Annotated in this window: 30 protein-coding genes; 24 read left to right on the top strand and 6 right to left on the bottom strand. The window is 45.5% G+C overall.

Features of this window, described 5'->3' with window-relative positions; genetic code table 11:
- Positions 1-5 precede the first annotated feature (5 nt).
- The 6 genes from AOC21_RS09450 to AOC21_RS09425 are packed head-to-tail and all read left to right on the top strand — an operon-like array spanning position 6 to position 3,576.
- Positions 6-314, top strand: coding sequence for a ferredoxin (locus AOC21_RS09450; RefSeq protein WP_215391727.1), 309 nt, complete (start codon positions 6-8; stop codon positions 312-314).
- 25 nt (positions 315-339) lie between these two features.
- Entirely contained in the window at positions 340-1,053 is a 714-nt protein-coding gene (locus AOC21_RS09445) for an alpha/beta hydrolase (RefSeq protein ID WP_215391726.1), read from the top strand.
- A 19-nt stretch (positions 1,054-1,072) separates the two neighbouring features.
- Entirely contained in the window at positions 1,073-1,339 is a 267-nt protein-coding gene (locus AOC21_RS09440; protein WP_072582654.1) for a DUF493 family protein, read from the top strand.
- 8 nt (positions 1,340-1,347) lie between these two features.
- A complete protein-coding gene (gene lipB, locus AOC21_RS09435) occupies positions 1,348-1,992 on the top strand; it encodes a lipoyl(octanoyl) transferase LipB (RefSeq protein WP_215391725.1) in 645 nt (214 codons plus the stop codon).
- Positions 1,989-2,999, top strand: a complete 1,011-nt coding sequence (gene lipA, locus AOC21_RS09430; protein ID WP_215391724.1) for a lipoyl synthase — start codon at positions 1,989-1,991, stop codon at positions 2,997-2,999. The genes lipB and lipA overlap by 4 nt, the downstream gene beginning before the upstream one ends.
- The gene (locus tag AOC21_RS09425) at positions 2,980-3,576 is read left to right on the top strand and encodes a hypothetical protein (RefSeq protein ID WP_215391723.1); all 597 of its coding nucleotides are present in this window, start codon (positions 2,980-2,982) and stop codon (positions 3,574-3,576) included. The genes lipA and AOC21_RS09425 overlap by 20 nt, the downstream gene beginning before the upstream one ends.
- 25 nt (positions 3,577-3,601) lie before the next feature.
- On the opposite strand, the gene AOC21_RS09420 is transcribed toward AOC21_RS09425, so the two are convergent.
- Complete coding sequence (locus tag AOC21_RS09420; protein WP_215321110.1) at positions 3,602-3,856, bottom strand: accessory factor UbiK family protein; 255 nt, start codon at positions 3,854-3,856, stop codon at positions 3,602-3,604.
- Between the two features lie 264 nt (positions 3,857-4,120).
- Between AOC21_RS09420 and AOC21_RS09415 the strand changes: the two genes are divergently transcribed.
- The 8 genes from AOC21_RS09415 to ptsP all read left to right on the top strand — a co-directional run bounded on the left by AOC21_RS09415 (position 4,121) and on the right by ptsP (position 11,731).
- Positions 4,121-5,032, top strand: coding sequence for a TorF family putative porin (locus AOC21_RS09415; RefSeq protein WP_215391722.1), 912 nt, complete (start codon positions 4,121-4,123; stop codon positions 5,030-5,032).
- Positions 5,033-5,056: 24 nt separating this feature from the next.
- Entirely contained in the window at positions 5,057-5,395 is a 339-nt protein-coding gene (locus AOC21_RS09410; RefSeq protein ID WP_011903792.1) for a P-II family nitrogen regulator, read from the top strand.
- A gap of 13 nt (positions 5,396-5,408) precedes the next feature.
- Positions 5,409-6,893, top strand: a complete 1,485-nt coding sequence (locus tag AOC21_RS09405; RefSeq protein WP_215391721.1) for an ammonium transporter — start codon at positions 5,409-5,411, stop codon at positions 6,891-6,893.
- A gap of 103 nt (positions 6,894-6,996) precedes the next feature.
- A complete protein-coding gene (gshA, locus tag AOC21_RS09400; RefSeq protein WP_215391720.1) occupies positions 6,997-8,295 on the top strand; it encodes a glutamate--cysteine ligase in 1,299 nt (432 codons plus the stop codon).
- Positions 8,296-8,323: 28 nt separating this feature from the next.
- The gene (gshB, locus tag AOC21_RS09395; RefSeq protein ID WP_215391719.1) at positions 8,324-9,265 is read left to right on the top strand and encodes a glutathione synthase; all 942 of its coding nucleotides are present in this window, start codon (positions 8,324-8,326) and stop codon (positions 9,263-9,265) included.
- 2 nt (positions 9,266-9,267) lie between these two features.
- Positions 9,268-9,690 (top strand): PTS sugar transporter subunit IIA, encoded by a 423-nt coding sequence (locus AOC21_RS09390; protein ID WP_215391718.1) that lies wholly within the window; start codon positions 9,268-9,270, stop codon positions 9,688-9,690.
- 17 nt (positions 9,691-9,707) lie between these two features.
- A complete protein-coding gene (locus tag AOC21_RS09385; protein ID WP_215391717.1) occupies positions 9,708-9,977 on the top strand; it encodes an HPr family phosphocarrier protein in 270 nt (89 codons plus the stop codon).
- 5 nt (positions 9,978-9,982) lie between these two features.
- Positions 9,983-11,731, top strand: a complete 1,749-nt coding sequence (ptsP, locus tag AOC21_RS09380; protein WP_215391716.1) for a phosphoenolpyruvate--protein phosphotransferase — start codon at positions 9,983-9,985, stop codon at positions 11,729-11,731.
- 3 nt (positions 11,732-11,734) lie between these two features.
- Here ptsP and AOC21_RS09375 read toward each other — a convergent pair whose 3' ends face one another.
- The 3 genes from AOC21_RS09375 to gpmA are packed head-to-tail and all read right to left on the bottom strand — an operon-like array spanning position 11,735 to position 14,642.
- Positions 11,735-12,487 carry a HesA/MoeB/ThiF family protein gene (locus AOC21_RS09375; protein ID WP_215392807.1) on the bottom strand — a complete coding sequence of 251 codons (753 nt, stop codon included), beginning with the start codon at positions 12,485-12,487 and terminating at the stop codon, positions 11,735-11,737.
- A 19-nt stretch (positions 12,488-12,506) separates the two neighbouring features.
- Positions 12,507-13,940 (bottom strand): S41 family peptidase, encoded by a 1,434-nt coding sequence (locus AOC21_RS09370; protein WP_215391715.1) that lies wholly within the window; start codon positions 13,938-13,940, stop codon positions 12,507-12,509.
- 12 nt (positions 13,941-13,952) lie between these two features.
- Entirely contained in the window at positions 13,953-14,642 is a 690-nt protein-coding gene (gene gpmA / locus AOC21_RS09365; protein WP_215391714.1) for a 2,3-diphosphoglycerate-dependent phosphoglycerate mutase, read from the bottom strand.
- Between the two features lie 22 nt (positions 14,643-14,664).
- On the opposite strand from gpmA, the gene AOC21_RS09360 reads away from it, so the two are divergent.
- The 4 genes from AOC21_RS09360 to AOC21_RS09345 are packed head-to-tail and all read left to right on the top strand — an operon-like array spanning position 14,665 to position 16,949.
- Complete coding sequence (locus AOC21_RS09360) at positions 14,665-15,078, top strand: rhodanese-like domain-containing protein (RefSeq protein ID WP_215391713.1); 414 nt, start codon at positions 14,665-14,667, stop codon at positions 15,076-15,078.
- 10 nt (positions 15,079-15,088) lie between these two features.
- A complete protein-coding gene (gene grxC / locus AOC21_RS09355) occupies positions 15,089-15,343 on the top strand; it encodes a glutaredoxin 3 (protein ID WP_215391712.1) in 255 nt (84 codons plus the stop codon).
- A 44-nt stretch (positions 15,344-15,387) separates the two neighbouring features.
- Positions 15,388-15,900 carry a protein-export chaperone SecB gene (gene secB, locus AOC21_RS09350; RefSeq protein WP_215391711.1) on the top strand — a complete coding sequence of 171 codons (513 nt, stop codon included), beginning with the start codon at positions 15,388-15,390 and terminating at the stop codon, positions 15,898-15,900.
- Positions 15,901-15,926: 26 nt separating this feature from the next.
- Positions 15,927-16,949, top strand: a complete 1,023-nt coding sequence (locus AOC21_RS09345) for an NAD(P)H-dependent glycerol-3-phosphate dehydrogenase (protein ID WP_215391710.1) — start codon at positions 15,927-15,929, stop codon at positions 16,947-16,949.
- Positions 16,950-16,971: 22 nt separating this feature from the next.
- On the opposite strand, the gene trmL is transcribed toward AOC21_RS09345, so the two are convergent.
- Positions 16,972-17,442: a tRNA (uridine(34)/cytosine(34)/5-carboxymethylaminomethyluridine(34)-2'-O)-methyltransferase TrmL gene (trmL, locus tag AOC21_RS09340; RefSeq protein ID WP_215391709.1), complete on the bottom strand. Its 471-nt coding sequence runs from the start codon at positions 17,440-17,442 to the stop codon at positions 16,972-16,974.
- Positions 17,443-17,452: 10 nt separating this feature from the next.
- A complete protein-coding gene (locus AOC21_RS09335; protein WP_251371501.1) occupies positions 17,453-18,082 on the bottom strand; it encodes a ComF family protein in 630 nt (209 codons plus the stop codon).
- Between the two features lie 137 nt (positions 18,083-18,219).
- Here AOC21_RS09335 and AOC21_RS09330 point away from each other — a divergent pair, with 137 nt between their 5' ends.
- From AOC21_RS09330 to AOC21_RS09305, 6 genes are all read left to right on the top strand, one after another.
- Positions 18,220-19,017 carry a methyltransferase domain-containing protein gene (locus AOC21_RS09330; RefSeq protein WP_251371500.1) on the top strand — a complete coding sequence of 266 codons (798 nt, stop codon included), beginning with the start codon at positions 18,220-18,222 and terminating at the stop codon, positions 19,015-19,017.
- Between the two features lie 179 nt (positions 19,018-19,196).
- Positions 19,197-20,354: a cytochrome c oxidase subunit II gene (coxB, locus tag AOC21_RS09325; protein ID WP_215391706.1), complete on the top strand. Its 1,158-nt coding sequence runs from the start codon at positions 19,197-19,199 to the stop codon at positions 20,352-20,354.
- A gap of 42 nt (positions 20,355-20,396) precedes the next feature.
- Positions 20,397-22,022 carry a cytochrome c oxidase subunit I gene (gene ctaD, locus AOC21_RS09320; protein WP_215391705.1) on the top strand — a complete coding sequence of 542 codons (1,626 nt, stop codon included), beginning with the start codon at positions 20,397-20,399 and terminating at the stop codon, positions 22,020-22,022.
- Positions 22,006-22,137, top strand: coding sequence for a cytochrome oxidase small assembly protein (locus AOC21_RS09315; protein ID WP_215391704.1), 132 nt, complete (start codon positions 22,006-22,008; stop codon positions 22,135-22,137). The genes ctaD and AOC21_RS09315 overlap by 17 nt, the downstream gene beginning before the upstream one ends.
- 15 nt (positions 22,138-22,152) lie before the next feature.
- Positions 22,153-22,737 carry a cytochrome c oxidase assembly protein gene (locus AOC21_RS09310; RefSeq protein ID WP_215391703.1) on the top strand — a complete coding sequence of 195 codons (585 nt, stop codon included), beginning with the start codon at positions 22,153-22,155 and terminating at the stop codon, positions 22,735-22,737.
- Between the two features lie 17 nt (positions 22,738-22,754).
- The gene (locus AOC21_RS09305) at positions 22,755-22,928 is read left to right on the top strand and encodes a DUF2970 domain-containing protein (protein WP_215391702.1); all 174 of its coding nucleotides are present in this window, start codon (positions 22,755-22,757) and stop codon (positions 22,926-22,928) included.
- Positions 22,929-22,948 lie beyond the last annotated feature (20 nt).

Below are 22,948 nucleotides of genomic sequence, written 5' to 3'. Positions count from 1 at the left end.
TTTTTATGAGTTTTTCACACCACCTATTTTTTTGTTTAAATCAGCGCAGCAATGGCGAGGAGTGTTGCGATCAGCACAATGCCTTTGCTTTATTCGACTATGCCAAAAAAAGAGTGAAAGAGCTTGGTCTTGCAGGCCCTGGGAAGATTCGCGTGAATAAAGCTGGGTGCTTAGATCGATGCTCTGATGGGCCTGTGATGGTCATCTATCCGGAAGGCACTTGGTACACCTTTGTGGATAAGGATGATGTTGAAGAAATCATCCAATCTCACTTAATTGCAGGACGCCCAGTAGAGCGCTTGCAGCTGACTTAATAATTTGAAGAGCTGAAAGTTTTTTATGAATAGTCGCACTAAAGTAATTCATATTCAGGGAATTGTTGGATCAATGGAAATGTCCATTGATCTTCCGGATGAATTAAAAAATGATCCTGCATTTGTAGTGCGTGGTTTGGCTCTTATCGCGCATCCACATCCTTTGATGGGTGGAACAATGGATAACAAAGTTGCGCAAACGATGGCACGGGCTTTCAACCAATTGGGTTACGTAAGCGTGCGTCCAAACTTTCGTGGTGTCGGTGGGACAGAAGGTATTCATGATAACGGCGTGGGTGAATTAGAAGATCTACTTCACGTTACTGACTGGATGCGCACGCCGTCTAGCTGGGGGCAATTCGAGGCTACTGCAAATCAATCCTGGGTGGCAAACTCAAACACTTTACCCTTGGTGGTTTCAGGATTCTCTTTTGGAAGTTTTGTTGGTAGTCATTTGGTGCAAAGACTTTCAGATCTGGGTCGTCCAGCTGAACGCTTGGTGATGGTAGGAAGCGCCGCTGGCAAATGGACGTTGGCCCAAGTCCCTGCCGATACGATTTTGATTCATGGTGAATTAGATGAAACCATTCCTTTGGTCGATGTTTTGGATTGGGCGCGCCCACAAGAGCTCACTGTGCAGGTAGTTCCTGGGGCAGATCATTTTTTCCATCGTCGACTGCACTGCATTCGCAACATCATTACTGGCGCTTGGTTAGGCATGCCAGATCATCGCAAATAAGAATCAATAGAAAGACCATATGGCTGAAGAAAAATCACTAATTGAGTACCCATCACTTTTTCCTATTAAGGTCATGGGTAAAGCAAATCCAGAATATCTTCCGGCGATAGTACACATTGCAAAACAATTTGATCCTACGTTCGACGAGAGCAAGGTTGAGCAGCGCCCATCCAAGGATGGAAATTATTTAGGCATTACTTTGCCAATTACTGCTACTAGTCGTGAACAGTTAGACGAGTTGTACAGAACGCTATCCACGCATCCATTAGTTAGCGTGGTTCTGTAATTCCAGATATGTCAGCTTTAGTAAAGCAACTTGGTTTGGTAGATTACGCCTCGACGTATGAGGCGATGCAACGTTTTACTAAAGAACGCACCAGCGAAACGCCTGATGAAATTTGGGTTTTAGAACATCCTCCAGTGTTCACTCTAGGTCTTGCCGGAGATGCAGGCAATCTGCATTCACCCAGCAATCAAATTCCACTCGTCCAGGTTGATCGAGGCGGAGAGATTACATATCACGGACCCGGTCAAATTGTGGTTTATCTATTACTAGATCTCAGACGTCTTGGGATCTTTGTCAAAGAATTGGTTTCCCGAATCGAGCAAGCGCTCATCGATACGCTGGCAGATTTTGGGATTGAAGCTGAAAGGAAGTCAGGAGCCCCAGGAATTTATGTCTCTGAGCAGTCTGGAGTGCCTCCAGAGTGGGTTGGCGCGAAGGTGGCTGCCTTAGGTCTTAAAGTCTCCAAAAGCTGCTCCTATCATGGCCTAGCCCTGAATGTAGCCACTGATCTAGAGGCATTTAAGCGCATCCACCCTTGTGGTTATGAGGGTTTAAAGACGGTTGATATGCAAACCCTTGGGATCAAGGACAATATAGACACTATTAGCCAAAGGCTTTTGCAGCACTTACAAAAGCAACTGATGCCATCATGACAACGAATAAGCCTGACACCAACCCAGCTATTGAGGCACGCCAAGACCTCAATTACGACGCATCACGCAAACAAAAATCGAGCGAGAAGACTGCGCGTATTCCGATCAAGATTGTTCCACTTCAAGAAGTTCTTAAAAAGCCAGATTGGATCCGAGTTAAGGCCGCTTCTAATAATTCACGCTTTTCAGAAATCAAAAAGATTCTGCGTGAGAATGAGTTGGTGACTGTTTGTGAAGAAGCTAGCTGCCCCAATATCGGCGAATGTTTTGGTAAGGGCACCGCAACCTTCATGATCATGGGTGACAAGTGCACACGCCGTTGCCCATTCTGCGATGTTGGCCACGGCAGACCAGATCCCCTGGACACAAAAGAGCCTGCAAATCTCGCCCGCACAATAGCTGCACTCAAATTGAACTATGTCGTCATCACCAGTGTGGATCGTGATGATCTGCGTGATGGTGGCGCAATGCACTATGTCGACTGCATTTCTCAATCACGCACTCTTTCACCAAATACGCGTATTGAAGTATTGGTACCTGATTTCCGTGGGCGACTTGATAAAGCTTTAGATATATTTGCTGAGCATGCTCCGAGTGGTTTACCAGATGTGATGAATCACAACTTGGAAACAGTACCTCGCTTGTATAAACAGGCTAGACCTGGTGCCGACTACTTACATTCTTTAAAGCTCTTGAAAGATTTTAAAGAGCGCTTCCCACACGTTCCTACTAAAAGCGGTTTGATGGTTGGCCTTGGCGAAACTGATGAAGAGATCTTAGAGGTGATGCGCGATATGCGTGAGCACAATATTGATATGCTCACTATCGGTCAGTATCTTGCGCCTTCAGGACATCATCTGCCTGTTACGCGCTATGTTCATCCCGACGTCTTTAAGATGTTTGAGGAAAAAGCCTATGAAATGGGCTTCTCTCATGCGGCTGTAGGCGCCATGGTGCGCTCAAGCTATCACGCAGATCAACAAGCGCATGGAGCGGGGATTGTTTAGAGGGATTGCAAAAGCCGCTACGGTATTGGCGGCTTTAGTTTTTCTCATTGCGTGCAGTCCCAAATTAGACTGGCGTACAGTCCAGTCGCCGCAAGAAAGATACACCGCTTTATTTCCTGGTAAGCCAGATAAATTAGACCGACGCATTCCCTATCTCGATCAAGAGTTTTTGCAGGTTCTTGAAGCAGTCAAGATTGATGACGATATTTACTCGGTCAGCACCATTCAGTTGCCTGCGAATCAAAGCACATCTCTTAGTCAGCTTCTTTCGCAACTGCAGGCTAATTTAATTGATCGGGCAAAAGCATCTGGCGGCAATGTCGCTGTTGAGGATGCGTTTTATAAAACAGCAGATAAGCAACGTTTGCCAACTAAAGATTATTTTCTGGATTTGAAATCCAACAGCAAATCACAGCAACTTATGCGTGTTTGCTGGATTCATCGGGTGGCACCGAATGGTGATAGTTGGATTTATCAGATCTCAGTGCTGCACACGACTGCAAGCACAGAAAATGCAAAAGCTTTTTTCACTAAGGAGGAGTATGAAAACTTCTTTAGTGATTTTTCTCCAGAGTAATCCGAGGAAAATAAACCTTACGCAGTTATTGTTTTTCTAGAGCAGCAACTTTAGCTTCAAGCGCTTCTAATTTTTCACGTGTCTTGGCAAGTACTTTAGTTTGAAGCTCAAACTCCTCACGTGTAACCAAGTCCATCTTCTGAAATCCTTGGTTCATCATGGCGCGAACATTCTTCTCAATTTCTTGAGCTGGCGAATTACGGATGGCATCACCAACTTTATTCTGCATATCGTTAGCGATACGTTGGATTTGTTCGAGGATTTCGCCTGGTTTTTGCATGATGGGGATTCGCGGTTCTATTAAGAGTTGCAGAAAAGATACACATTCATATTTTAAGTTGTATGGGTAAAACTACCCAAAAAGGGGTTAAAACCCGAAAAAAGCCCAAAATTCACTCATCAGGTGCAATATTACGCACCAATAGAGTGCATTTGCATTAATAGAGGGAATTGTGACAAAGCCGTGAACCGCCGGGCATTCAATATCACCCCATGCATTAAGCATTCAACCCATTCTTTTATTACAACCAGTAAGGAGTAGTTCATGAAAACTTTGCAAAAGACAGCGATCTCTGCAGCAGCGGTCGCGTTGTTAACAGGTCTCGCATCTACAGCGGCTTTTGCTGCTGATGAGCCAGCGGCCCCTGAAGCCAGCCCAATTACAGCAAACGTTACTGTAGTAAACGACTACCGCTATCGTGGTATCAGCCAGTCAAACTTTAAGCCAGCAATTCAAGGTGGCTTTGACTATGCTCATGAGAGCGGCCTCTACGTTGGTAACTGGAATAGTTCCATCAGCTGGATTGGCGATGCTTATGGTCCAAACGGTGGCGTCTCAGGAAACGGCTATACAGCTGGTCAAGTTAGCTCCTCAATTGAGATGGACTTTTATGCAGGTATCAAAAAGGAATTAATTGGTGAAGGCTTTGCATCAGATTTTGGTGTATTGCAGTACTACTATCCAACATCAGGCATTCCTAATACGAATGGCTTAACAGCAAACCCAAATACAACTGAGTTGTATGCAGCTCAAAACTTTACATTTGGCCCAGTAACAGGCTTCGTCAAATTTTCATATGCCTTAACTTCATTGTTTGGAAATGTAAATTCTGCTGGTTCTTACTATCCAGATTTGACTGTTAACTATGACACTGGCATTTGGGGCATGACTCTTAATGGCCACGTTGGATATCAGTATGTAGCTGGCAATCAATCATCGGCCGCAACAGTATGGAATAGCGGTGCTGCCATCCCAGGTGTAAGCAATAGCACCTTGTATAGCTACACAGATTGGAAGTTAGGCGCAACTAAAGACTTTGGCGGCGGCTTGTCTGCAAACATCTCTTACGTTGGCACTAACGCTGCTACATATAAAGGCTCTTATGGATATTCAAGCCCATCAGGCAAGAACCTTGGTAGAGCTGGTGGCTTGATCTCTTTGACAAAAACTTTCTAATTTCCACTCTGAACGGAGAAACACATGAAATTAATTACCGCAATCATCAAGCCCTTCAAGCTTGACGAAGTGCGCGAAGCTCTCTCAGAAGTGGGAGTTTCGGGCATTACCGTCACTGAAGTTAAAGGCTTTGGTCGTCAAAAAGGTCACACCGAGTTGTATCGCGGTGCTGAGTATGTTGTCGACTTTTTACCTAAAGTAAAAATTGAAGCTGCTGTTGAAGATGGCATCTTGGAGCGTGCGATTGAAGCAATTGAAAAATCTGCACGTACTGGCAAGATTGGTGATGGCAAGATTTTTGTCTCTCCAGTTGAGCACGTCATTCGTATTCGTACCGGTGAAACCGGCGCGTCAGCACTTTAAAGAGGGGTTCAAAATGTTAACTTGGATGAAACGACTCGTTGCTGGTGGTGCTATGGCCTTGGCCATCGGCGCTACTGGTGTGATGGTTACTTCGCCAGCGCATGCTGATGAAGTAAAAAAACCTGCTGTAACAGCTCCTGCGGCAACTCCTGCTGCGGCTGAGCCTGCTCCAGTTCTTTGCTCTGAAAAATGCAATAAAGCAGATATCGCTTGGATGATGGTTTGTACAGCATTAGTGCTGTTGATGACTCTTCCTGGCTTGGCATTGTTCTACGGCGGCTTAACCCGCAGTAAGAACATTTTGTCTATCTGCATGCAATGTTTCATGGTCTTCTCTTTGATTACAGTGCTATGGGCTATTTATGGCTATAGCTTTGCATTCACGGAAGGCGGAGCATTCATCGGTGGATTAGATCGTCTGTTCTTGGGTGGTATGAATCCAGAATCAGTAGCAGCAACCTTTAGTAAGGGTGTTGTGATTCCTGAGTATGTATTTATGGCTTTCCAAGCAGTGTTCGCAACTATCACTTGCTGTTTGATCATTGGTTCTTTTGCTGAGCGCGCTAAGTTCTCTGCAATCTTGGTATTCATGGTGATTTGGTTCACTTTGAGCTACTTGCCAATCGCTCACATGGTTTGGTTCTGGCCTGGTCCAGATGACATCAAAGATGCTGCATCACTCGAAGCAATTACTGCTCGTGCTGGTTGGTTGTGGCAAAAAGGTGTTCTCGACTTCGCTGGCGGAACTGTTGTGCACATCAATGCTGCGATCGCTGGTTTGGTTGGTTCCTTTGTTATCGGCAAGCGTTTGGGCTACGGCAAAGAAGCAATGAAGCCACATAACTTAGTGTATGTAATGACTGGTGCTGCTCTCTTGTGGTTCGGTTGGTTTGGTTTCAATGCTGGTTCAGCACTTGAAGCAAACGGCACTGCTGGTCTGGCATTCGTGAACACATATTTAGCTACTGCTGCTGCTGTATTGGGCTGGTCAGTTGCTGAGTGGGTTCTCAAAGGTAAGCCATCTATGTTGGGCGCTGCATCTGGTTGCGTAGCAGGTTTGGTTGCAATTACTCCTGCAGCTGGATTCGCTGGTCCTATGGGCTCAATCATCATTGGCTTGATCGCTGGTGTAGTTTGCCTCTGGGGTGTTACTGGTCTCAAGAAGATTTTGGGCTCAGACGACAGCTTGGACGTATTTGGTGTTCACGGCGTAGGCGGTATTACTGGTGCATTGTTGACTGGTGTATTTGCTGATCCAGCATTAGGCGGCTCTGGTATTTGGGATTACGTGGCTAACGCCGTTGCTCCTGATTACTCTATTGCTAGCCAATTGTGGATCCAAGCTCAAGGCGTGATTACCACTGTAATTTGGTCTGGCGTAGTTTCTTTCGTAGCGTTCAAATTGATCGATATCGTGATTGGTTTACGTGTTAAGGAAGAAGAAGAGCGCGAAGGCTTGGATATCAGCTCTCACGGTGAGACTGCATACGAGTCTTAATCAGTAGATTTACCCCTCACTGGGCGGCTTTGTTGGCTGCCTAGTTTTAAGCGCGGAATCCTCGGATTCCGCGTCTTTCTTTTAATAATCTTACAATGGTGAAATGGTTCCACATCTCATCACCGCACTCACCGGCCCTTTACTCGAATTAGAGTCCAAGGTTCTAGAAGCAACCCCAACCATTGAGCGTTGGTTTAGGCTGGAGTGGCAAGAGCATACCCCACCTTTTTACTGCTCGGTTGATTTGCGTAACTCTGGCTTTAAGTTGGCGCCAGTTGATACCAATCTCTTTCCTGGAGGGTTTAATAACCTTTCACCACAGATGCTGCCTTTAGCTGTTCAAGCTGCTATGGCTGCAATTGAAAAGATTTGTCCTGAAGCCAAAAATTTATTACTGATTCCTGAACGCCATACGCGCAATACCTTTTACTTGCAGAATATTGCTCGCTTGTCTTCGATATTGCGTCAAGCTGGATTGAATGTTCGCCTCGGTACTTTCTCAGAAGAAATTAAGAAGCCCACTTGGATTGAGTTGCCCGATGGCAATCGTTTACTGATGGAGCCTCTATCTCGCCTTGGTTTAAAGAAGCAGCGTTTGGGCTTAAAAGATTTTGATCCTTGCTCGATCTTATTAAATAACGATTTATCTGCAGGTATTCCTCCGATTCTGGAAAATATCTATGAGCAGTACTTGTTACCTGGCTTGCACGCTGGCTGGCATGTGCGTCGCAAGTCAAACCATTTCGCTGCCTATGAAGAGGTTGCTAAGAAGTTTGCCAAGGTGGTCGATATTGATCCATGGATGATTAACCCGTACTTCACAAGTTGCTCCAATATCAATTTTCACGAGCGCAAAGGTGAAGACGAGCTCCAGGCTGCCGTAGAGCAAGTCTTAAAAAAGACCGCTAAGAAGTATCGCGAATATGGCATTAAAGAGAAGCCTTATGTAGTGGTCAAAGCTGACGCCGGGACATATGGCATGGGCGTGATGGTGGTGAATGATCCCGCGCAGTTAAAGGGCTTGAACCGTAAAGACCGCAATAAGATGAGCGTGGTTAAGGAAGGTCTTGAAGTCAGTGATGTGCTGATTCAGGAGGGTGTTTATACCTTCGAGAAGGTCAATGAAGCTGTAGCAGAGCCTGTGGTGTACATGATTGATCGTTATGTCATTGGTGGCTTCTATCGTGTCCATACTGATCGTGGACCGGATGAGAATCTCAACGCTCCAGGTATGCACTTTGTACCACTGGCCTTCGAGCAAAACTCAATGCCTGATCTTGCAGCCAAGCCCGGTAGTGCAGCTCCAAATCGCTTCTATTTGTATGGTGTTGTTGCCCGTCTTGCGCTTCTTGCTTCCTCATTGGAGCTAGAGCGTACCGATCCCAATGCTGAAGCTGCATAAATAAAACACTAATCTCTCAATAGAAAAAATGAACCTTCTTTTTATTGCAGACCCCCTTGAATCTTTCAAGGTTCAAAAAGATTCCACGCTGGCGATGATGCGTGTAGCGCAAGACGCGGGGCATCATTTGTGGTTTTGCCAAAGCAAGAATGTTCTGTGGCGAGATGATTTGGTAGTTGCTGATTGCCAGTCTTTGGTCATCAAACCTGGTTCTACTAATTGGTTTGAGTTGGGTGAGATTGAATCTCGAGCATTAAAGTCTTTCTCTGCAGTCTTGATGCGCACGGATCCTCCTTTTGATATTGAATATCTCAATACCACTTGGCTCTTATCGGCTGCAGTTCGTCAGGGCGCTAAAGTATTTAACGAGCCAAGCGCTGTTCGTGATCACTCAGAAAAGTTATCCATTACGGAGTTCCCAGAACTCATCCCACCAACATTGGTGACGCGTGAATTGGCTGCGGTAGAGCAGTTCCATCAAGCCCACCGCGATATTGTGATTAAACCTTTAGATGGCATGGGCGGTATGGGTGTATTTCGGGTGGGGGTTGATGGCCTTAACCTTGCGAGCATCGTAGAAACACTGGGTGAGAATGGCGCAAGAACCCTAATGGTCCAACGTTTCTTGCCTGAAATTGCCCAAGGAGATAAGCGGGTTCTTTTAATTGGTGGAGAGGTTGTGCCATTTGCACTGGCGCGCATTCCTCAGGGAAGTGAAATTCGGGGTAATTTGGCAGCGGGCGGTAAAGGTGTGGCGATGCCCTTAACGGAAACAGAAAAAAAGATTGCCGAAAAATTAGCGCCTGTTTTAAATCAGCGTGGATTATTCTTGGTTGGATTGGATTTAATCGGTGGTTATCTCACTGAAATTAATGTGACAAGCCCCACTTGTTTTGTTGAAATTACCGATCAAAGCAACTTTAATGTTGCTCAATTTTGGTTAGCAGCGTTAGAGAAAGCATTGGCATAAATATGGTTGGAATTGTCATCGTTGCTCATACCCCGGTTGCAAGTGCGATGTTGGGGTTTGCTGAGCATACTTTTGGTGTGTTGCCTGAGCGTGTTCGGGCGGTTGATATCCCCCCTCATGAAGATACCAAGGCAAGTTTTGATCGTGTGATGAAGGCGGCTTATGGCGTTAACACGGGTAACGGGGTGCTGATCCTGACGGATGTTATGGGTGCAACTCCTGCTAATGTGGCTTCTAAGTTGGAGGCCTTGGGCCCTTTATCGGGATTAAATGCCCCCGTCATTGTGCTTGCAGGGTTAAATCTCCCTATGTTGATGCGCTGCATTTCTCATCGCGGAGAGAGTCTTGAGGAGTTAGCGCAAAAAGCGCTTGCCGGCGGACAAAATGGAATCTTGCGTTTGGGCAGTAAAGTCAATCAAGAATAAATAAGGGTCCGCACATAATGCCTTCAGCAGAAATTGAAATCATCAATAAATTAGGCTTACATGCTCGCGCATCTGCCAAGCTATCTCAATTAGCTGCGCAGTTTCCTTGTGAAATACTGTTGTCACGAAATGGGCGTCAAATTAATGCCAAGAGCATTATGGGTGTGATGATGTTAGCTGCCGGTATAGGCAGCACTGTGACGCTTGAGACTGTGGGTGAGAGGGAAGATGAAGCCATGCAGGCTCTCACAGCATTGATTAATGACCGCTTTGGTGAAGGCGAGTAAATAGCATGACTTTTGCGTTGCACGGAATTCCAGTATCGAAAGGCATTGCCATTGGCAAGGCGGTACTGATTTCTCGTGCAGCATTAGAGGTAAGCCACCATTTAATTGAGGCTGGCAAAGAAGAGGCTGAGGCTCAAAAATTATTAGATGCATTTGATCAGGTTCGTTTGGAGCTTGATCAATTACGCCAAGGGCTCCCAAAAGACGCGCCACAGGAGATGGCGGCTTTCTTAGATGTGCACGGCATGATTTTGGCCGACCCTGCTTTGGCTGAAAAGCCGATTAAATTAATACGTACACAAAGATTAAATGCAGCCTGGGCTTTAACTACCGAACTAAACGATCTTTTAGAGCAATTTGCAGATATTGAGGATGTGTATTTAAAAGAACGCGCTAATGATATTCGTCAGGTTGCTGAGCGTGTCATTAAGGCTTTAAATGCCCAGAAAAAAGATCCATTAAACGATTCTGATTTTTTACCTACGAGCGACATCGGCGTTGAGTCCATCATCGTTGCCCATGATATTGCGCCGCACGACATGCTACGCTTTAAAGAGCATGCCTTTACTGGTTTCGTAACGGATTTAGGTGGCAAGACCTCACATACCGCCATTGTGGCCCGTAGCATGGAAATTCCTGCGGTGGTGGGTGTGCGGCATGCGAGTGAAATGATTCGTCATGGCGATTGGCTGGTGCTCGATGGAGAACGTGGCGTTGTAGTGGTTGCTCCCGATGAGCAACTCCTGGCGGAGTACCGCAAACTACAAACTCAAGACTTAAAAGAGGCCCGTAAGCTACAGCAGTTAAAGCATACAAAAACTGAAACTGCCGACGGTGTTGAGATTGAGTTGTTTGCCAATATTGAATTACCAGAAGATGCTATTCAAGCGGTGAAATTGGGCGCCGTAGGTGTTGGCCTATTCCGCTCTGAATTTTTATTCATGGATCGCAAACAGGCCTTGCCTGACGAAGAGCAGCAGTATCAAGAATATCGTCGCGTAGTGGATTTGATGCATGGCCTGCCTATTAATATCAGAACAATTGATGTTGGCGCAGATAAAGCATTGGGTGGTGGGGATACTTCTCAAACAGGCACTTCCCCTTTGGGTTTGCGGGCGATTCGCTGGTCTCTAACAGAGCCTGAAATCTTTTTAACGCAGCTCAGAGCAATCCTGCGTGCATCAGCCCATGGACAAGCACGCATCATGATCCCAATGTTGGCGCATGCCAAAGAGATTGATGAAACATTTAGGCTGATTGAAAAAGCTAAGCAACAATTGCATCAGCGTGGCAAAGCATTTAATCCGAACATTCAAGTGGGCGCGATGATTGAAATTCCGGCGGCTGCCTTGGTGCTGCCTTTATTCATTAACCGATTTGATTTTCTTTCCATTGGTACAAATGATTTAATTCAGTACACCTTAGCGATTGATCGTGCAGATCATGCTGTGGCGCATTTATATGATCCGCTGCATCCGGCAATCTTGAACTTGTTGGCAAATATTATTGATCAAGCTAAACGAGCAAATGTACCTATTGCTGTTTGTGGTGAGATGGCTGGTGATCCTGCGTTAACAAAATTATTACTTGCGATGGGTTTGACCGATTTTTCAATGCACTTCAGCCAGTTATTGCTTGTAAAGCGTGAGATTCTGAAAGCGAATGTCGGTTTATTAAAAGCCCGCGTAAATAGGGTCTTGAGAGCATATGAGCCTGAAGAGCAGGCAAAGGCTTTAGAGCGATTGCTGTCTTAATTCTTAGTGTGCTTGTCCGCACACCGAGCATGCGGAGTTTCGGCTAATACGAATTTCATCGATTTGGGTATTGCGCCCATTCCAAAGCAACATACGACCGACTAGCGAATTCCCAAAACCAATCAATACTTGTAGCGCTTGTGCTGCTTGCATGGCTCCAATGATGCCTACTAGCGGTGAGAAGATGCCCATGCTGGAGCAGCTGACTTCTTCGAATTGTTCATCTGGAGAAAATATGCAGGCATAGCAGGGTGAGTCAGGATTGCGTGGATCAAAGACGCTGATTTGACCATCAAACTTGAGTGCGGATCCTGAAACTAATGGAATTTGATGTTTAACGCAGGCCGCATTAATAAGATGTCTGGTTAAAAAATTATCAGTGCAATCTAAAACAATATTTACGCTATGTAACAACTCATCCAATAATGAGCTGCTTGCTTTTGCCTGAATAGTTTCAATCTGAATGCTTGAATTAAGGCGCTGTAAAAAATCTTTTCCAGAGTCCACTTTGCTTTTGCCAATGCTACTCTCGGTGTGCATGATTTGGCGTTGTAAATTGGTGAGCTCTACTGCGTCGTGATCCATTAGGGTGATGTGGCCCACCCCTGCTGCAGCCAGGTAGGGCGCGGCTGCACTGCCAAGGCCGCCAGCACCGATTACCAACACATGGGAGCTAAGCAGTTTTTCTTGGCCAGCTACATCAATTTCTTCAAGCAATAAATGCCTGGAATAGCGAAGTAACTGCTCATCATTCATATTCAAGCCGTGCGCTTAATTATTCCAACTTGGATGATGAGCGCTTTACAGGCTGACCATTAATAAATGCCACCGCTTGAGAAAGCATGAAGTCGTCTGCGCTACCTAGCTCAGGAGGCTTCTTATTCTTTTCTTTCTCTTTTTCTTCAGGAGTTTTCTTGGCATTTTTCTCTTCAATGCGCTGTAACTCTTCAAGGCGACGTTGTTCGCGATCTTTAATCAGCTTGTCTTCTGCAGATTGCTTGTTACGTAGATGCTTTTCACTATCAATCTCACGAGTGATCAATACATCGTCTGGATCACCATCTTTATTTTGATCTACCGGGATATCGGGTTTAACGCCAAAAGCCTGAATCGACTTACCGCTTGGGGTGTAGTAATAAGCGGTAGTGATCTTAAGTGCAGAATCGTTGGTAAGCGGGCGAACAGTCTGAACGGAGCCCTTACCAAAGGTTGTTTTGCCGATAATCGTTGCGCGTTTGTAGTCCTGCAGTGCGCCAGCCACAATCTCAGAGGCAGAGGCAGAGTAAGCGTTTACTAAAACCACCATAGGCAATTTCTTGAAGATCGCTGGAACACCTGCCAAAGGGTCGCCAGATTCATTTAGGCGGTACATTGCTGGCGTGGCATTAAATACCTGCTTTGAGTCAGGGGATTGACCCTTGGTGGACACAATGATTGCATCAGCAGGCAAGAATGCAGCCGCTACTCCTACGGCGCCTTGTAACAGGCCACCACCATTGTTGCGGAGATCCAAAATGATGCCTTTGAGCTTTGGATCTTGGTTGGCAATATCAGTTAGCTTTTTAGCAAGATCCGGAACGGTGCGCTCTTGAAAGCTGGTGATTCTCACCCAAGCAATATCGTTATCGAGAATTTTAGTTTTAACGGATTGAACTTTAATTTCTGCACGAGTAATCGTTACTGGAAAGCTGCGCTCTTCACTCTTGCGAAATACCGTCAATGTAATCTTGGTTCCGGGAGTCCCACGCATAGTGCGCACTGCTTTATCCAGCGACATACCGCGTACGGGTTTGTCATCAAGGCGAGTAATTAAATCTCCTGCCTGAAGACCTGCACGCGCTGCAGGACTATCTTCGATTGGATTTAATACTTTTACGACACCATCTTCAGAAGTAATCTCGATTCCGAGACCAGCAAATTTTCCAGAAGTCATCTCTTGCATTTCTGCAAAATCTTTTTTATCTAAGAAGGTGGAGTGAGGATCAAGACTGCTCACCATTCCTTTTACGGCATCTGTCAGCAATTGCTTGTCTTCAATAGGCTCAACATATTCACGCTTAATTTGTGCAAATACATTGGAGAGTGTGCGCAGCTCATCCAAGGGGAGCTGGGCGCCTTGCTGGGCGGTCGCTGAGAGCTGAATCGTAGCTGCCACTCCGGCAATGAGACCAACAGCTATCAGGGCGAAATTCTTTAGAAATTGGCGCATATCTCTTTTGCTTTAATCCAAGTAGAAGTGTTGAATAGGTTTGAGGTTGTCATCTAACTCATAAACAAGAGGCACACCATTGGGCACGTTTACTTCCATGATGGCCTCGTCAGACATTTGATCCAAATACTTAATTAATGAGCGAATGCTATTGCCATGAGCAACTAACAAAACACGTTTGCCAGCCTTCAGTGCGGGAGCAATAGATTCATTCCACAACGGCAATACTCGCTCAACGTTATCTTTAAGGCATTCACCAAGCGGGATATCGGACGTATTGAGTTTTGAGTAGCGTGGATCATTCTTAGGGTTACGCTCATCATCATTTTCTAGTAAAGGCGGACGAACGTCATAAGAACGACGCCAGATATGTACTTGTTCATCACCATACTTTGTTGCTGTTTCTGCTTTGTTGAGTCCAGTAAGCGCACCATAATGACGTTCATTGAGACGCCAGCTATGGACTACAGGAAGCCACATCAAATCCATGGAGTCTTGAACATGCCAGAGTGTACGAATAGCGCGCCTTAAAACAGAGGTGTAGGCGATATCAAATTCATAACCTGCTTTTTTGAGGCTTTCACCTGCTACAAGGGCTTGTTCTGCACCTTTTGGGGTTAAGTCAACGTCCGCCCAGCCAGTGAAGCGGTTTTCAAGGTTCCAGGCGGATTCGCCATGACGAATAAGGACAAGTTGTTTCATAGAGCCATTCTATAATCCGGTGATGAACTTTCTCACGCAAATTGATAATTTAGCGCTTATTGCCCTCCTATTGGTTTCAGGCATAGCGCTTTTCCTACCCACATTATCTACGCTTATTGGCGGAAAAGGCTTGTCGCCTACCGAAGCAACGATTTGGATTAATCGTCGCAAAGCCCACGTCCTGGATTTGCGATCGGAGGATGATTTCAAATCAGGTCATCTGCCGGGAGCCAAATTCGTAAATGCTGCTGGCTTTAGTGCTTCGATTGAAAAGCTTAAATTAGACCGTAAGCACCCAGTAGTCTTAGTTTGCGACACAGGTACTCAGTCACGCAAGCTGGTTGCCGAGGCTCAAAAGTTGGGCTTTGCTGAAGTGGGTGCATTAGACGGTGGTGTACAGGCTTGGAAAGCTGCAGCCCTGCCTTTGGTGAAGTAAGGAGAAATTGATGCCTTCAGTAACGATGTATAGCACCCAGGTTTGCCCATATTGCGTCATGGCTGAAAAGCTATTGCTCAAAAAAGGTGTCGCCAATTTAGACAAGATTTTGATTGATCGTGATCCAGCGCAACGCGAAGCGATGATGACGCGCACTGGCCGCCGTACGGTTCCGCAAATTTATATCGGTGACATCCATGTGGGTGGCTATGACGACTTGGTAGCATTGGATCGCGCTGGCAAGCTAGATCCTTTATTGGCCTAATATTTTTTAGACTTAATAGATTCAATATTTAAAGAAAGTTAGCAATGACTGAACAAACTTCTGCCCCAGAAGCAAGCGCCGAACAATCTAAAGAACCTGGGTTTCGTATTCAACGTATTTATTTAAAAGACGTATCACTTGAGCAACCAAATGCACCGCAGATTTTATTGGTAGCGTCCGAGCCGCAAGTACAGGTTGAGATTGATATTGCCGTTGCTCCCTTAGGCGAAGGTATCTTCGAGGTCGCTTTGAGCTCTACTGTGACTGCTAAGGTTGATGCAAAAGTATTGTTCTTGGTTGAAGCAAAGCAAGCGGGTATTTTTGAGTTCAGCAATATTCCTGTTGAGCAAATTGACCCAATGCTTGGTATTGCATGCCCAACAATTTTGTACCCATATCTGCGCTCAAATATTGCCGATATTATTAGTCGTGCAGGCTTCCAGCCAATTCACTTGAATGAGATTAATTTCCACGGCATGTACGAGCATCGTTTGATGCAGGCTCAACAAGAAGCTGCTGCTAAGGATGGCGCAGCTGCTGAGAGTAAGCCTCACTAAGATCTCAATAAGCGAGCCCACAGATCATGAAAGTGACACTGCTTGGTGCTGGTGCCTGGGGAACGGCGATGGCGGCACAGGCCGCTCGCCATCTTCAAGGGGGTGATGTTTGTTTGTGGTCTCGTAGCAAACAACAGCTAAAAGATATTCAAGAGAGTGGTGAAAACTGCACCTATCTTTCGGGCGTTAAATTACCTGATAGCCTCAGTTTTGAGGGTGATTTTTCTGCAGCAGTTAAAAGACTTTCTAGTGATGACTTGTTGGTTATTGCTACGCCAATGTCAGGGCTTTCAGAAACCGTCGCTCAAACGTTAAAAGTTGCGGAGCACCCGCTCAATATTATTTGGCTCTGTAAGGGTCTTGAGCCAGATACTGCTTTATTGCCACACCAGGTTGTGGAACGCGAAAGCAAAATTCATTCGCATGGAATTGCGCATTCATATGGCGCTTTATCAGGTCCAAGCTTTGCGCGTGAGGTTGGTGCGGGCATGCCTTGCGCTTTAACAGTGGCGAGTAAATCTACAAAACTTTGTGAGACGGTTCAGACTGCTTTTCACCATGGCAATATGCGCATCTACTCAACTGATGATTTGATTGGTGTAGAGCTAGGCGGCGCCATTAAAAATGTCTTAGCTATCGCAGCAGGTATTGGTGATGGGCTCGATTTAGGTCTGAACGCCCGTGCTGCTGTGCTCACGCGTGGTTTAGCAGAGATGATGCGCCTAGTGAAGGCTGCGGGTGGTAAATCTGAAACTTGCATGGGCTTAACTGGTGTTGGGGATTTAATCTTGACTGCTACTGGCGACCTTTCTCGCAATCGTCGCGTCGGTCTTGAGCTTGCCGCCGGCAAATCCTTACCGCAGATTCTTGCAAGCTTGGGTCATGTTGCTGAGGGGGTGCTATGTGCCGGCGCCGTTGGAGATTTGGCAAAACGTTTAGGTGTTGAGATGCCGATTACCGCCATGATGGGTGAAGTGCTATCTGGAAAACTAAAGCCACAGGATGCCGTTAAAAAACTGATGGGTCGCGATCCTAAAATCGAATCGTAATTACAGCATCTAGGTCAGTTTATTACTGACCACCTACAAGGCCATTCTGGCGCCAAGCTTCATAGACAACAATCGCTACAGTATTGGATAAATTCAAGCTACGACTACTATCTTGCATCGCCAGTCGCATGCGATTTTCAGTCGGAATAGAGTCTCGGACCTCATCCGTAATGCCTTTAGTCTCAGAGCCAAACACAAAGTAATCATCAGGCGAATATTTGCCTTCATGAAACTTTCCTGAGCCCTTAGTAGTTAATGCAAAGAGATGCTGGAGATCCGGTTGCTCATCTTTTAAAAATTGCGCCCAATTTTTGTGAACTTTTATTGATGCAAACTCGTGATAGTCCAGGCCCGCTCTGCGCAACTTGGCATCTTCCATTGGAAATCCAAGTGGCTCAATTAAATGCAGCTTTGCGCCAGTGTTGGCGCATAAGCGAATAATGTTGCCAGTATTGGGCGGTATTTCTGGTTCGAATAAAACAATATTAAACATATGACATTTTTTAGATTGGCCGCGCAGCTCTGAGTAGTACCCAGTTGATTACGCGAGATACGCCATTGTCCTTCAGAATGCGCGCAATTTCATTAAGAGTTGCACCGCTAGTCATTACATCATCAAATACGATGACGGTCTTGTCTTGAAGCCGATGAATGTCGTGCTGTTCAACATAAAACATTCCCTGAATGGCTAAGTGACGATTGCTCAGGGAGCTGCCAGCTTGATGCTCTGAGTAATGGTGACGTCGAAGTACATATGGGGATTTCTGAATATGCTTTCTGCAGTGAATGCGTTTGGCAATTTCCCAGCTTTGATTAAAGCCACGCTGTGCTAGTTTTTGAATGCTGAGTGGTACTGGAAGTAGGTAATGCGCTGGAATATCTTCAAGCTCTTTGCTCAGAAGTAAGTTCCAAGTATTGCTAAGGGCGTTCGCAAATGCAATGCGCTTCTGATACTTCAATTCATGAAGTGGATTTTGTAGCAAGCCGTCATAGCGATCCAAGCAATAGGTTTCATCAAAGTATGGCTTTATGTTTTGACAGGATGCGCATATTTGATTGGCTACTTCTGGTGCTTGCAGATTAATACCGCATTGTTGACAGCATTGATAGTTCAGCAGGCTCTCATCACGCAATTTATTTAGACAGCAATTGCATAAAGATGATCTTTGAAAGTTCTGACAGCTAATGCAGGCTGTTGGTAAAAGCTGTTCGCAAATGGTCTGAAAAATGTTCTCTGGAAATCGCATGGGGCGCTGAGTATACTGAGCCAATGACCCAGCCAATCAGATGGTTACAAGACGAAATTGCAGATCGTATGCTGCAGAAATTAGACATCGTTAAGCTCGATGTAAAAGATATCCTGATCGTGCCAGATTTTGCTGGCAAGCATTTAGAAATGCTCGCTAAGCGCTTTCCAAAAGCGCGCACTCTGAGTATTACCGAAGCGGGCGTTTCTGGATTTCAAATGTGGCGCGCTAAAGCTGTGAGCAATTGGCGTTCTCTATTTGCTAGCAACTCCAGTCCTTTGGCAGGCTACACCTCATCCGGAAGATTTGATATTCCTGACAATTCTGTTGATTTAGTGTTCAGCAATCTTTTATTGCAGGATCTAGCAGACCCAAAGCACTTCATTCAAGAGTGTTGGCGTGTGTTGCGCGAGGGTGGATTAATCACGTTTAGCTATTTGGGTCCTGATACTGGAAAAGAGCTTCGCTCGCTAGATGTTCCGGAATTAAAGCTGAAAAACTTATTGAGTCCTTGGGATATGCACGATATGGGAGATGCTTTGCTTGGGGAGCGTTTTTCTGATCCGGTAATGGACATGGAGTACTTGACGTTGGACTATGAGAAGTCTGAGTTATTGCTTGATGATGTTGCCGCTTTGAATTTGATGGATTCAGACCCTCTTGCAATCTCTCAATTGAGTGTTTTGCCACAAAAACTGACCTTAGAAGTGGTTTATGGGCACGCGTGGGCACTCGGAAAGCGCCTCGCAAAGGCAAGGGACAACATCGCTTACATTGATCCAAATCAAATTGGGCGCAAGACTAGGTCAGATTCTGCTTAAGTGTAAGTGCTTACTATCATTTTAACCTTGACGAAGATTGGATCAGACTGGGTTATCCCGGTTTGTTGTTGTGTCTAATTAACCCTATAATCACGGCAGGATGTATTGGCTTGAGACCGTTTTTTGGGCATTTTGTGGCATTTTTGCTGCTTTGCTCACGACAATAAACAGAGAATAAGATGAATTTATTTGGAAAAGTCACTAGGGCTTCGCTCTATTTCGCAGTTGCTTTTGGCACTGCTTTTGCTCATGCAGCAGAGAATATGCCTGGTGGCCCAGCTGTCAATCAGCTGAATTTTGCGCCAGCTGCTACCAAAATCATGCAGGAGATCCATTGGTTGCACTGGATGATGTTGGTCATTTGCGCATTGATTTTTGTGGGCGTTTTTGGAGTGATGTTTTATTCCATTTTGAAGCACCGTAAATCATTAGGTCATAAATCAGCCTCTTTCCACGAGAGTACAACGGTTGAAATTATTTGGACAGTGATTCCGTTGCTTATCGTTATCGGTATGGCATTGCCTGCAACGAAAACGGTTGTGGCGATGAAAGACACTACCAACTCTGACATCACTATTAAAACTACTGGTTATCAGTGGAAGTGGGGTTACGACTACATCAAAGGTGAAGGTGAGGGCATTAGCTTCTTATCCACTTTGGCTACTTCCCGTGAAGCCATCAATAACTTAGCACCTAAATCAAACACCTATTTGATGGAAGTGGACAACGAAATGGTTGTCCCTGTTGGCAAAAAAATTCGTTTGATCACTACTGCTAATGACGTCATTCACGCTTGGACTATTCCAGCCTTTGGCGTAAAGCAAGATGCGATCCCAGGCTTTGTTCGCGATACTTGGTTTAGAGCAGACAAGATTGGTACTTTCCGTGGTCAGTGTTCTGAGCTTTGTGGCGCAGAGCATGCCTTTATGCCTATCGTTGTCCGTGTGGTTTCACAAGAGGACTACACCAAGTGGGTTGCTGAGAAGAAACAAGCGATGGGTGCCGGTGGTGATGACCCTTCTAAGGTTTACACCTTGGACGAGCAAAAAGAGCGTGGCGCCAAAGTATATGCAGCGAACTGTGCTGCTTGCCATCAACCTAACGGTAAAGGTGCGGGTGCATTCCCAGCATTGGACGGCAGCAAAGTTGTTAACGGACCTAAAGCTGGCCAATACAACATCCTTATTAATGGTAAGGGCGCGATGCCGAAGTGGGCTGGTGTAATTTCTGATGGCGATATCGCTGCGGTGATGACTTACACACGTAACTCATGGGGCAATAAAACGGGTGAAGTAATTCAGACCCAAGATATTGTTACTGCACGAGCCGCTAATTAATTCAGATTAACTAATACAGATAAAACGAAACCGGAGTAATTCATGAGCACAGTCTCTACTACCCACGATCACGATCACGCACACGATCACGCGCATGATGATCACATGCCACATGGCTGGCGTCGTTGGTTGTTTGCAACCAACCACAAAGACATTGGCACGATGTATTTGATCTTCTCATTCATTAGCTTGTTAGCTGGTGGCACGATGGCCTTGGGAATTCGTTTGGAATTATTCCAACCAGGCTTGCAGTTCTTCCGTCCTGAGTTCTTTAATCAGCTGACAACCATGCACGGTTTGGTGATGGTGTTCGGCGCGATCATGCCGGCATTCGTAGGCTTTGCTAACTGGATGGTGCCTTTGCAAATCGGCGCATCTGATATGGCATTTGCTCGTATGAACAACTTTAGCTTCTGGATTCTGCCAGTGGCTGCAACCTTGTTGTTGAGCTCATTCCTAGTTCCTGGTGGCGCTCCAGCAGGTGGTTGGACTATCTATGCTCCATTGACCTCACAAATGGGGCCTGGCATGGACATGGCTATTTTTGCTCTCCATTTATTGGGTGCCTCATCCATCATGGGTTCGATTAACATCATCGTGACCATTTTGAACATGCGTGCTCCTGGCATGACCTTGATGAAGATGCCAATGTTCTGCTGGACTTGGTTGATTACTGCTTATTTATTGATTGCTGTGATGCCTGTATTGGCTGGCGCAATTACGATGGTGTTGACTGACCGTCACTTTGGTACCTCTTTCTTCTCTGCTGTTGGTGGTGGCGACCCGATCATGTTCCAGCATATTTTCTGGTTCTTCGGTCACCCAGAGGTTTACATCATGATTCTTCCTGCATTCGGAATCGTGAGTGAAATCGTTCCAGCTTTCTCCAGAAAAACTTTATTTGGTTACAGCTCCATGGTTTATGCAACATCGTCTATCGCGATCTTGTCATTCATTGTTTGGGCTCACCATATGTTTGCAACAGGTATGCCAGTAACAGGCCAATTGTTCTTTATGTACGCAACGATGTTGATTGCTGTACCAACAGGCGTGAAGATTTTTAACTGGGTTGCAACAATGTGGAAAGGTTCAATGACCTTTGAAACTCCAATGTTGTGGGCTATTGGCTTTATCTTCGTGTTTACGATGGGCGGCTTTACTGGTTTGATCTTGGCAATGGCGCCAATTGATATTGGCCTGCAAGATACCTACTACGTTGTAGCGCACTTCCACTATGTGTTGGTAGCGGGCTCATTATTTGCAATGTTTGCCGGCTTCTACTACTGGTGTCCTAAGTGGACTGGTCGTATGGCTAGTGAAACTCGCGGCAAGATCCACTTTTGGACCTCCATGATTTTCTTCAACATTACCTTCTTCCCAATGCATTTCTTGGGTCTAGCTGGTATGCCACGTCGCTATGCTGACTACCCTACTCAGTTTGCTGATTTCAATTTAATTGCTTCAATCGGCGCTCTAGGCTTTGGATTATCGCAAGTGTATTTCTTGTTCTGCGTAGCATTGCCTGCTTATCGTGGTAACGGTGAGAAGGCTCCAGCTAAGCCTTGGGATGGTGCTAAGGGTCTAGAGTGGACAGTACCTTCACCAGCGCCACATCACACTTTTGAAACTCCGCCTAGCGCAGAGCAAATGCGTGAAGCAGGAATTTAATACGTCTCTTAAACAAGCCCAGGCTGCGAATAATCGCCGCTTAGGGCTGATTCTTTTGAGCATTGCCGCAGTTTTCTTTATCGGCATTGTGATGAAGTGGAGCTTCATGGGTTAATCCCGTTTTGCCAATATGACAGTTACTTATTCTGCAAACCGCCAAATCTTATTGAAGCTGCTCATTGCTTCAGTGATGATGTTTGGTTTTGGTTATGCCTTGGTTCCGATGTACAAGGCCTTGTGTGAGGTAACTGGAATTAATGTTGTAACGAGCAAGAATGATTACGGTGTCAGAGCCATCAGCCCCAATAAGGTTGGTAACACTCAGGTTAACTATGCTCGTACTGTAACTATTGAGTTTGACTCGAATAGTCGTGGACCATTCACTTTTAAGCCAGTGAAGAATTTTTTAGAAGTGCATCCTGGCGAGATGACTGAGATTGTTTATGAGGTAACAAACAATTTGAATCGTTCAGTTCGGGCACAAGCAATACCAAGTTATGCGCCTAAGAGTGCAACAGAGTTTTTTACGAAATTAGAGTGTTTTTGTTTTCAGGAACAAACGCTAGCAGCAAATGAAACAAAAAAGATGCCGGTAGTCTTTGTGATTGATGCAGGCTTGCCGGATGATGTGAAAACCATTACGTTGTCTTACACCTTTTTTGAGTTAGGTTTGGGTGGTACGCCTCCCGCTCCTAAATCAAGGGTTGCTTCTTGAAAAAGAAGAGTAGTTTTATGCAGTCTATGAAAGCCGTGATGTGGGGTTTTCTGGGAGTGCGTAAGAAATCAGGTTTGCAGGAAGATGTTGCTTCATTGAGTTTTGTACACATTATCATTGCCGGAGTTGTTGGTGCCTTGATTTTTATGGGCGTCCTGCTATTGATAGTGAAAGTAGTTGTGTCCCATTGATTATTTTTTGATTGAATAGA

It is taken from the genome of Polynucleobacter sp. VK25, assembly GCF_018687355.1.
Lineage (GTDB): Bacteria > Pseudomonadota > Gammaproteobacteria > Burkholderiales > Burkholderiaceae > Polynucleobacter.
The sequence above is the reverse complement of the archived record's forward strand: the minus strand, read 5'-3'. Positions and strand labels throughout refer to the sequence as shown.